Origin of the sequence: Stenotrophomonas sp. PS02297 (assembly GCF_029959705.1) — a bacterium.
GTDB lineage: Bacteria > Pseudomonadota > Gammaproteobacteria > Xanthomonadales > Xanthomonadaceae > Stenotrophomonas > Stenotrophomonas nitritireducens.
Window position 1 is genome coordinate 1 of the sequence record NZ_JASCOS010000238.1, and the last position, 1,171, is coordinate 1,171.

Sequence of the window (1,171 nt, forward strand, 5' to 3'; positions counted from 1 at the left end):
TGCCGATGAGGAACTGGCCGAGCTTGGGCAGGATGCCGCCGGCCAGATAGATGCCGCCCTGCACGCCGTAGAGCAGGGCCATGTCGCCGATGGTGGAGCCGAGGATTCCGCAGAACAGCTGCAGCGTCTCGACCGCGAGCGGGTCGCTGGCGTCGCAGGCGGCGGCGCTGACGGCATCGGGGGTGGCGTGGACGGGCGCGGTGCCGCGCACGGCGCACAGGGCGTTGTAGAGGTTGAGCAGGCCGGGACCGGACAGCGCGCCGTGTTCGATGGAGACGTGGCTGCGGTTGCGCAGCATCTGCTGCAGCACGGCCATTTCCAGTTCAGTGCTGGCGGCCAGCGAGGCCTGGCCGGCTTCGGTGGCGAGCACGACGGAGCGGTCGCCGACGGGGATCCAGACCGCGGCGCCCAGGCCGGTGCCGGGTCCGACGACGAGGGTGGGGCCGCGCGGCGCTTCGGCCGGACCGGTGAGCTGGAGGACCTGGCTGCCGTCGATGTGGGCGGCGGCGTGGGCGACGGCTTCGAAGTCGTTGACCAGGTGCACGGCCTGGAAGCCGAGGTCGTCGCGGATGCGGTTGGCCGACAGCGGCCAGGGCAGGTTGGCCGAGATCACGCTGCCGTCGGCCAGCGCATAGCCGGCACTGGCGATGACGCATTCGCGCGCGCCCGGGGCATGGCTGCGGAAGTCGGCGAGGATCTGGCCGAGGTCGGCGTGGTCGGCGCAGCGATACCTGCGATAGGCGAGCACGTGGATGTCCGGCACCGGACCCGCTACGGCACGCACCAGCCCCACCCGCACATGGGTGCCGCCAACGTCGGCCGCGATGAGCGGCGTGGCCGACGCGGCGATGGTCAGGTCATGGGCTGGACTGAAACTGGCGACCACGCGATTTCCCCTGGGTGTCTGCAGATCCCCGGGGATCTGCGGCATCCGGAGTTTCGGTGGTGCGTGACAACGATGTCAAGCTGCTTTGCAAAAAATTTTCACATCGCAGCTCGTGCCGAAATTGAAAATAACCCAATGATTGCAATGGAAAAATTTATTTCAAACGAAACTTGCGACGAAGGGTTGGGGAAATCTGTGGTCGATCAGGGGTTGTCGTGAAATTTTTTCGCACTCTCGGGGCGGCAAGTGCCCGGCACCGCCTCGGGCTGACCTGCGGGGGCAGCC

At 67.5% G+C, this 1,171-nt stretch carries 1 protein-coding gene; it reads right to left on the bottom strand.

Features of this window, described 5'->3' with window-relative positions; translation table 11 throughout:
• The coding region (locus tag QMX80_RS19165; RefSeq protein ID WP_282278764.1) for a glucokinase at positions 1–886 on the bottom strand (886 nt) is incomplete at its 3' end.
• Positions 887–1,171 lie beyond the last annotated feature (285 nt).